The sequence below is a fragment of the Pelagibacterium lacus genome, assembly GCF_003345525.1.
In the GTDB taxonomy this organism is placed as follows: domain Bacteria; phylum Pseudomonadota; class Alphaproteobacteria; order Rhizobiales; family Devosiaceae; genus Pelagibacterium; species Pelagibacterium lacus.
In genome coordinates this window covers 1-8,552 of record NZ_QQNH01000047.1, presented here as the reverse complement: position 1 = coordinate 8,552, position 8,552 = coordinate 1, and the positions used below count along the sequence as shown (strand labels likewise).

The 8,552-nt window shown below is 53.7% G+C and carries 7 protein-coding genes; 2 read left to right on the top strand and 5 right to left on the bottom strand.

From position 1 onward, the window contains the following. Positions 1 to 112: 112 nt before the first annotated feature. Together DVH29_RS15715 and DVH29_RS15710 are read right to left on the bottom strand one after the other, a co-directional pair. Complete coding sequence (locus tag DVH29_RS15715) at positions 113 to 607, bottom strand: helix-turn-helix domain-containing protein (RefSeq protein ID WP_114647134.1); 495 nt, start codon at positions 605 to 607, stop codon at positions 113 to 115. Positions 608 to 910: 303 nt separating this feature from the next. Beyond that, complete coding sequence (locus DVH29_RS15710; RefSeq protein ID WP_245945050.1) at positions 911 to 1,945, bottom strand: hypothetical protein; 1,035 nt, start codon at positions 1,943 to 1,945, stop codon at positions 911 to 913. 114 nt (positions 1,946 to 2,059) lie between these two features. On the opposite strand from DVH29_RS15710, the gene DVH29_RS15705 reads away from it, so the two are divergent. Beyond that, a complete protein-coding gene (locus DVH29_RS15705; protein WP_114647132.1) occupies positions 2,060 to 3,997 on the top strand; it encodes an ATP-binding protein in 1,938 nt (645 codons plus the stop codon). Here DVH29_RS15705 and DVH29_RS15700 read toward each other — a convergent pair whose 3' ends face one another. Genes DVH29_RS15700 through DVH29_RS15690 form a run of 3 tightly spaced genes read right to left on the bottom strand, consistent with a single transcriptional unit; the run spans position 3,998 to position 7,749 of the window. Beyond that, positions 3,998 to 5,668 (bottom strand): ADP-ribosylglycohydrolase family protein, encoded by a 1,671-nt coding sequence (locus tag DVH29_RS15700; RefSeq protein ID WP_245945048.1) that lies wholly within the window; start codon positions 5,666 to 5,668, stop codon positions 3,998 to 4,000. Positions 5,669 to 5,686: 18 nt separating this feature from the next. Continuing rightward, a complete protein-coding gene (locus DVH29_RS15695) occupies positions 5,687 to 6,349 on the bottom strand; it encodes a DarT ssDNA thymidine ADP-ribosyltransferase family protein (RefSeq protein WP_114647130.1) in 663 nt (220 codons plus the stop codon). Beyond that, the gene (locus DVH29_RS15690; protein ID WP_245945046.1) at positions 6,346 to 7,749 is read right to left on the bottom strand and encodes a 3'-5' exonuclease; all 1,404 of its coding nucleotides are present in this window, start codon (positions 7,747 to 7,749) and stop codon (positions 6,346 to 6,348) included. Before DVH29_RS15690 ends, DVH29_RS15695 begins: the two co-directional genes overlap by 4 nt. A 244-nt stretch (positions 7,750 to 7,993) precedes the next feature. Here DVH29_RS15690 and DVH29_RS15685 point away from each other — a divergent pair, with 244 nt between their 5' ends. After that, positions 7,994 to 8,506, top strand: coding sequence for a tyrosine-type recombinase/integrase (locus tag DVH29_RS15685; RefSeq protein ID WP_245945044.1), 513 nt, complete (start codon positions 7,994 to 7,996; stop codon positions 8,504 to 8,506). Positions 8,507 to 8,552: the final 46 nt, after the last annotated feature.

Here is an 8,552-nt window from a genome sequence, read left to right as displayed (position 1 = left end):
ATAGGTGGACGACTTTTAAGCCGCCCGCAGCAGGACAATCCAGCCGCTACCGTGGACTAATTTTGCACCGCCGTTCTCATCCTTTTTGGCATGTGCCGTTCAGCAGGTGCCCCTAGTGGTTTTGCCCCCTCATCAGCAAATCGGCAGGTTCTAGGTGCAGCGCCAGAGCAAGACGTTCCAATTCATCAAGGGTCAAATCGGTTCTGTCACCGCTCTCGATCCTATAGAGTTCGACCAACGGCCAATCGAGCGTCTCGGCCAAGGCGTTCGCGGTCATCCGGCGTTGCTCCCGATAGCGCTGCACCACCGGAGGAATGTCGCGCGCATGATAAGCGGGTCGCTCACCACGTTCGGCTTCGCGCTCGACCAACGCTATGAACTCTTCGGCCACCTTTGCAAAAGAGCTCGGCTTAGCCTTCAATCCGTTCTTGGCCCGGTATTGCGCCTCATACCAAATCTCATGGGCTTTATGGCGTGCTTCGGCTTCATCAGCCGTTTCCAGCGAACGCCTGATCTGCCCCTCACCCTTGATCGAAAACCGCACCCACCAATTGGTGGTGCCTTCACGTCGATAGATCGAATATGGCTGAGAGAAATTTGTGTTCATGGACCCCGCACCCCTTGGATCATGGAGGTAGCCGAGCCGCGCTAAGAATGTGCTACCTCGCGGTCCAGCGCATCCAGAAAGCTCAATGATTTCAATGAGAGGAATTGGCCTGAGCTAGACCTGTGCTAGCTTAGTTTCTGGCTCTATCAAGAGCAAGCTGATTGCTAAACTACTGATTTTATTGGGAAAATTTGGTAGCGGAGGAGGGACTTGAACCCCCGACACGCGGATTATGATTTGACATGTATCCGGCTGTAAGTTCCGCAATTCCGGGACTTTAACAATAGCTGTGCTGCAACTGTGCTAGCTCCATGCCCGCTGCAAAATGCCGATCAAGCGACAAAACTCAGAATTGTCGCGCGCACCCTTCCACATGTTGAGGAATTGACAGACTACCTGAAGATTGCCGTACTCATAGTGCTTGCTGCTATCGATCCTATCCAGGGAGCACAGCATCGCTTTGTCATCTTCTGCTCCGTGAAACTGCAATGGCAGACCGCTGATTGCGCATAGGCCATCCTGTTCATCGATGAGGCTGTTGATATAGGGCTCGAACTCCAAATCAGGAATCAACAGGTCTTTGTTCTTCACCGTGCGGACAGCTTCCTGTCCGTTTGCGTATTCAGTGGTCGACGTTGCCGTTCGGGCCATGATCGCGACCGATTTCTGCCTCGGATTGAAGATGATGCCAGGAGTAGATTTGCTGCTTTCAGCTTTCTGTTGCCACTTCGGTCGCGCGTGCCAAAGGCCGAGATCATCGCCGTTGATTAAAGCGATTGCATAGTCCGCATACTCGTCGCCTAATTTTTGAAGGGTGCTCTCGGTCGACAAGAAGTCCCTCGCTTTAGGATGAAGTGTGCTCCACTCTAGACGATGGCCACTGCGGCTCACATTTGACCACGGCTGACAGGACTTGTGGCAAATAACCACTTCACTCCTCCGGCCAACAGGTTCGACGTGCGTTTCGAAACTGGATGGACCATTGCCGGAAATGGTCCACCAAATCAGGTTTTTATCCTTGTGGATCCAGAGGTCGCCGTTCGTCTCATTGATGATGCTCATCAGGTTGAACCAGCGCGATGCCACCGCCCGCGTCGGCTTGATGCCTCTAGCAGTCGCACCGCGAAGCTGAAAATCAATATAGCCTTCTCTGTCACCAGCTTCCCATAATGGTTGCGCCGCAACCACGTTCATGGTGGCAACCGTCCCGCGCTTAAGGCACTCCGCCCAAGCGTAGTTTTCCCGCCCAAAATTCGCGATAAAAACCTTCAAAGCATCAACCTTACAATACCGCGCCTCGGATAAATGCCTGCCGTCGAAGTCGTCGACATAGGGCAATGTCTGAGCGCCTTTTCTTTTTTCACAGAAGAGGTGCTACCCCTCCGCCCCCTTGCACGATTGCTTATTCTCCCGCAGCGCGGCATGCTGGAGGCTACGCAATAGGGGAAATGGATGGCGGATTCGCTTCTTTTTGACGAGCGCTTTTTGGAAACGCACGCTGGCGCAATTATTACGGACCCCGAAGTTGCCATAGTGGAACTGGTCGCGAATGCGTGGGACGCATGGGCGACCGAAGTGAGAATTCTCTGGTCCGAAAAGGGTGATGAGCGGATCTTCTCCATCTCGGACAATGGCAAGGGAATGACCGAAGGCGAATTCCAACGGCGCTGGAAGACAATCAGTTACAATCGGCTCGTCGACCAAGGCACGACGTCAGAACCACCGAGTGAACTACACTCTTTTGCACCGCGAGCTGCTTATGGACGCAATGGGAAGGGACGACATGCTGCGTTTCGTTTCGGCGATCCGTATCAGGTAAGGACTTGGCGTGACGGATTGGAACTCACGTACTTAGTAAAGCGCGGCAAGAACCAACCTTTTGAGGTGGAAGAAATCGCACGCCGCAACGGTATTCCCGGTCATGGCACTGAGATATCCACCCCACATGGCACCGGCTCCTTTTTGCCTGCGCAAGAAGTCAGGGAAATCCTAGGTACCCGCTTTCTTTCCGATCCCAATTTCTCTGTATGGGTAGATGGTACCAAGGTAACGTTCGGGGATGTTCCCGCAGCAAGGTTGCGCGAAATTCAGTTTGAGGTTCCGGAATGTGGTCAGGTTCACATCACGGTTATTGACGCTCAACGCGTTGATAAAACCACACGCCAACACGGTATTGCATGGTGGGTTCAATCAAGGCTGGTCGGAAAATCTGGCTGGGTTGGTTTTGACCACGAACGAATTTTGGATGGGCGAACAGCTGAGGCAAAACGGTTCAGTTTCATTGTTCGGGCAGACTACTTAGCGAACAGCGGTGCGGTTTTGGCTGACTGGACCGGATTTGACAGCGCCAACGAAGCTTGGACTAGAACGCGAGACGCGGCCCACAAAGAAATTCGAGAGGTGCTTGCTGAGTATACCTCACAACGTCGTGCCGACACAAAGGCGACCGTTAGAACCAAGCTTGAGAGCCAAGTATCCCGGCTGCCGCCGATCAGTCGGGATAAGTGGAATAATTTTGTCGACGATGTAGTCGATAGCTGCCCAAGCATCACCACGGACGAGGTCGAACAGGTTGCCGGTATTCTGGCCAAGTTGGAACACGCGAACTCGAAATACGCACTGCTCAACCAGTTGCACGAGCTAAAGCCCGGCGAATTTGATGAGCTTCATGCGCTCCTGTCTGATTGGTCGGTTCGGACTGCGAAGCTAGCGCTGGACGAAATCCAATCAAGGCTCAAGCTTATTGCAGAGCTTGATACCAAGCTACGCGACCATACACTCGATGAAGTTGGCGACTTACAGCCGCTGTTCGAGCGGAGTCTATGGGTGTTCGGTCCGGAGTTCGAAAGCTTGGAATTTACAAGCAACCGTGGAATGACTGAAGTGATCCGTAAGATTTTCGGGAGGACCGAAACCGGCTCGAGGCTTAGGCCAGACTTTGTCATGCTCGGGGACGGAAGCGTCGGATTTTACAGCCGTGACGCTCACGATTTAGGTCACGAGGTTGGTGGTGTGGCTCGGCTGGTGATTACCGAAATCAAGAAGGTAGGGGTCGAAATCGGGGTTACCGAAAAAGGGCAACCTTGGAAGTACATTGCCGAATTGATCAACAAGGGTCTCCTGACAGAAAGTGCAGAAGTCACCGCCTATGTTCTCGGTTCGAAGTTGGACCCGACCGAGGCCGAAGATGACACGCGCTGGGGTGGCCGCGTGACAATCAGGCCTATGACATATGACGTTTTCATTCGTAGGGCAGAGAAGAGGTTACTGGGTCTCCGCCAGAAACTTCGAGATGCACCATTTCTTTCAGAAGCGGGGTTTGACCCAATAGCCTTCACGGAGCCGGCGATGCCCGTCCAAGGACAACTCCGGTTAGAGCGGGCGCCCTAGTCAACGCGAATTGTGCCGGCGTTGCCTAGCGATTTTAGCTTTAGCGATAATGCCAGCAAAGCTAGCCGCACTTTCAATGGAGCCGTACTTATCAATGCAGTAGTTTAGCAGCTGGCCCAACGTCAAATCGTCAAACCCGGACCTAATTACTTCATCAGTCCAACTGTCAATGTCGTTTCCCCCTTGAGGCCGATGGCCAGACTGTCCTTTTTTGCCAGCGCGAGCAACCGTACCTCTTAGTTCAGAAGCTGGTGCGCCAACGTCAAATGCAAGCTGTGCTTGTGAACCCGAGTCATCGTGAGAGGCTGGAGCGGCACTCCTCCGCCCAGGAAGCATGTTCTCTTCTATTTTCAGCTTTAGCTTCTTTCGCCGCTTCGCAAGAACCGTTTGACCGAAAGGCAGTGAGAACCACTGCCAAACTGCATCTGCAGCAGCATACTCTTCACCTATCGGCTCAAGTTGGCCGAGGCCAAGAAGGGCAAGCCCGGCACCGAACTCGCCTACGGCATCACTTTGAGTTGATGGCGGAGCCCAGCGATTTAAATCAGGATACGGAAATGAAGCTGACCTGATACCATCCCTTATTCGGGCTAGACGCTGCGCCTCATCAACGATGTAGTCTCGGTCTTGGATGAGCCACTTCGGCGAGCGTGGCTCAATTGCGCCGAGAAGTGCGCCCGCCATGGTCCCGATGGTATCCGTATCGCTGGCAAAAGTATTCGCTGATCTGATCAAGGCATCTTCAATATGGCCCTCGTACAAGTGCGCAAGTACGGATGCAGCCAAAGCGGTCTTCAGCCCCGAGCCGCGATATTTGTCACTGAGGCATCCTATAGCCTCAAGTGCGCTAGTATATCGAGCGGGGTCTTTGCTTGCTAGAATTGGCAAGACGGCTTCGATATCTCGATCAGCTTCATCAATTGCGTTGTGAACCGCATCGCCAAGAGATTGTCCGGTTGTCTGCTCCCAAGCAGGCCGCCAAAATGCAGCCAGCTGACGATCTTGTTCTATCCAGCTCGGAATTCGGACCAGAGAAGCTAAGATGGTCTGCCAATCTTCGTATGCAGGCAACTTCCCGCGCGAGATGGTTTCGAATAGCATTGCCGCATGAAGCGCGGCCCCAACAAATCCGTGTGGGTGGCCGTGAGTAATAAGTGCGTCTCTGATAACATCGACGAAAAGGCGATCTGAGTCCGCGGATGGTGTGGCCCAGACATGGGGCTGAATTCTCATAGCAGCACCATTACCGCCGGCTGAAATGTAATTGGCTCCCTTATCGAAGAAGTTGGAGAACCAATTGACACCCCTTTTTGCTAGGTTAGCAGCAGCCGTCTTTGTCCCGTTTCCTGCTCCAAGCAAATAAGCCTGCCATGCAGTTAGCTCAATTCTGGCAAAAACCTCCGCATCGAAATTGCCATCCCCCCTAATTGAACGCGAGACAGCTAGTCGCAGCTGGGTGTCGTCAGAATATGTCCCAGCCGGAAGATGCACCCGTACGCCCATTTTGCCGCCGATGAAGCGACGCCACTCTACCGGCTCGACGATACGATCAAGCCCAGTTCTGGCTTCAACCGTACCGTCCCGCGACAGTTCGGTGATCCAACCAAGGGCGTCACCCGCCGCCGCCCAAAGGGCGGAATTTATTATCGCGGTGTGGTCAGCGTTAGTCAAAATACAAACCTCGAAACATCAGTTTGGAGAGCCCAAAAATTTCTCTGGGTCCAAAGTCACGTCAACCTCATCATAGCCGAACTCCCGTACGAAGCCCCGCACTCGATCACGATCATCTCCTGTGCGCACATAAATCTTGCGAAGGAATTCCATCGGCACTCTCGTTGGGTACAGCACCTCGGCTTGTTCGCAAGTCGTAAGGTTGTCCGCCCGCATCCCAGTCCGATTTACAGTCCAATCCGGTTTTCTCGCAATTCTCGCCGCGAACAGCCCCTTAAGCCCATTTATGCCAGCGACTCGGACACACTGATTATATCCGTTGTTGGTGGTTGCAAAAACGACCCCGGGGTGACTTAGGATCACTGGGTCAAAACTTAGTATGCCCCACCAGACAGATGTGTCCTGGTGCCATCTCTCCGATACCACAAAGAACCGTCGGTTGATCGCAGTGATTGAGAGATTGATATAATCAAGCCAGTCGGCACTTTTATCAAAGAGTGCTGAGTTCTCGGGGCGCTGGTGCGCGTTCGGATGTAGCACATGCTCAAGAAATGCCTCTTTAGGCAAAGCCCTGCGGGACAATACCGCGTGGGTGGCTAAAGAACCGACCAAGCCACGGTTGGTCGTGAAGTGCAGTATCTCTGTTATTCCGCGCTCTGCTACAATATCTGCAATCGTCATACTCGGATCTCGGCAAAAGACCCCATCTTGAAAAACTGCACCAAATCCGACTGCTCGCCGGGCTTATAACCGATCGTCACTGAACGGCGGGCACGGGCAACTGCTACCGCCAGTAGACGCCGCCACACACTCAATTGGTCATCCAAATCAGGATCGTCGTGGTCAGTGTTCTGAGAACCCAAGCCAAGGATAACGACATGGTCGAACTCTAAGCCTTTGGCTGAATGGAAAGTTGATATCGCAATAAATTCGTCGCCCTCGGGCCAATCTGGGTTCCGGGTTATATCGACATAGTCGTACCCCTTTGACCGCAGCTTCTCCTTCAACCACCTGAGATAACCGCCCCCTTTTGGGGCGAGAAACGCTACAGTTTCAGATTTCGGATCAACGACACTCAAGATGTTATCGAATACCCAGCCGACTTGGTCGCGGTAATACCCCTTGAGCACTGTGGGTTGGGTCCCTCTGGTTTTTGCTTTAGTAAGATCAGGCAATGATCCATCGTCCTCAACCTCGATTCCTTCCAGTAGACCTGAGGCGAACTGAGCGATCTCGATGGTATTGCGATGGTTCTCACGCAGGCGGTGATATACTGCCTGCCGCATGTCGAAGCCAGTCTCGGCCCATGTGAAACCACGAGCATATATTCGCTGTACCGTATCAACAACAAACGTTGCAGCGAAGTCGCCAGCTAAATGCTGACGAAGCGCTCGCAACTGGTTCGCTGAGAAGTCCTGGCTTTCGTCGACTATGGCAACATCGTATCCCAGCTTCTGCCGAGACTGCGCCATCGACACCGCAACTCCGTTCCAATCAAGAGCGTCTCGGCGCCTCAGCCACTCAAGGTAGGGGTATGTCACCTGATCCAAAATTTGGCGCCGCAAGCCCTGATCAATGCGCGGTTGTGCGCCCCTTCCGGTCCGCTCAGTCGCGATATACGCCTCGATATTGGATGGCTCGAAACGTCCCAGCAAGTATTCTACTTCTTTTGCGACGTATGATTGTGCCAGCGGGAGCCCCTGAGCTAGGCTCTCCAGTTGAGTTTGAGCTTCTTGCTCATCGACCACGTTTGGATAATCTAGATGAGACATTGCCCATCGCCCAAAGGTGTCCACAGTGATGGTAGAGTTCGGTATTCGGCGCAGTTGATCTTGGGCAAGCTGGTGGACGTAGCCGCTCAGTGTCCGGTTGAAAGTCAAAACAAGAATTCGCACCGGACGCCTTATTTCCTCACGTTCGAACCGCGCTTCCAACATGTAAGCGAGGGAACGCAGCCGTAGTATCGCAGTGGATGTTTTCCCACTTCCGGCGGCCCCTCTGATTACCTCCACCCCCATGCGGTTAGAGCTGATCAGCGGAAGTTGCTCCGCAGTCGGAATGATAGAAGGAAGTGTTTTCATATGCGGTAATATCGACGAATCTCAGCTAAAGTCATGCAAAACGCTCTCACGTCTCGACGAAATTTGAAACAGCATTGTCGCCGATGCATTTTCGCGATCGAGGCGTGCTAGCGTCCCGGGTCCAAATGTCACTTATTGTGCATTTTATTAGGTTCCGGAAATCGCCGAAACGCCCGCGATCCTTGGGGTTTCCAGCGATTTGAAGTCTTTGGTCGCTTGGGCGAGCCAACGGCAACATCATGATTTGCAGCAGACCGCGATAAATCATGAGGTTTCCATGCGCCAAGCCCGAGTGCTCACCGATCCCGAATTCAAACGCCTGCTGGCCGTGGTGGCGCAGCGCAAACATGCCGCGCGGGATCGCATGGCTCTGATGCTGTCGCATCTTGCGGGTTTGCGGGTCGGAGAAATCGCCGGGTTGATCCTGCGGGACGTGTTCGAGGCCAACGGCGATGTTCGGGAACAGCTTCGGGTTCGAGCGAGCATCACCAAGGGCGGGCAGGAGCGTGTCGTGTTCATGGGCGAGCGCCTGCGCAAAGAGATCGAGCGATACCGGGATGCCGTGCCCCACATTGCCCAGCGGGATGCCGATGGACCCTTGCTGCTGACCCAGAAGCACACTGTATTCTCCCCTAACACGCTTTGCCAGTTGATGGGGCAGCTCTATCGGGTCGCTGGCCTCGATGGGGCTTCCTCACACTCGGGCCGTCGCTGGTTCATCACCCATGACGTTGCCCCCAACTTTTATCCAGCGTGACGTAGACTCCTGGAGTTGTTTTGGCCCTGCTGAGCCTGGTGGAAGA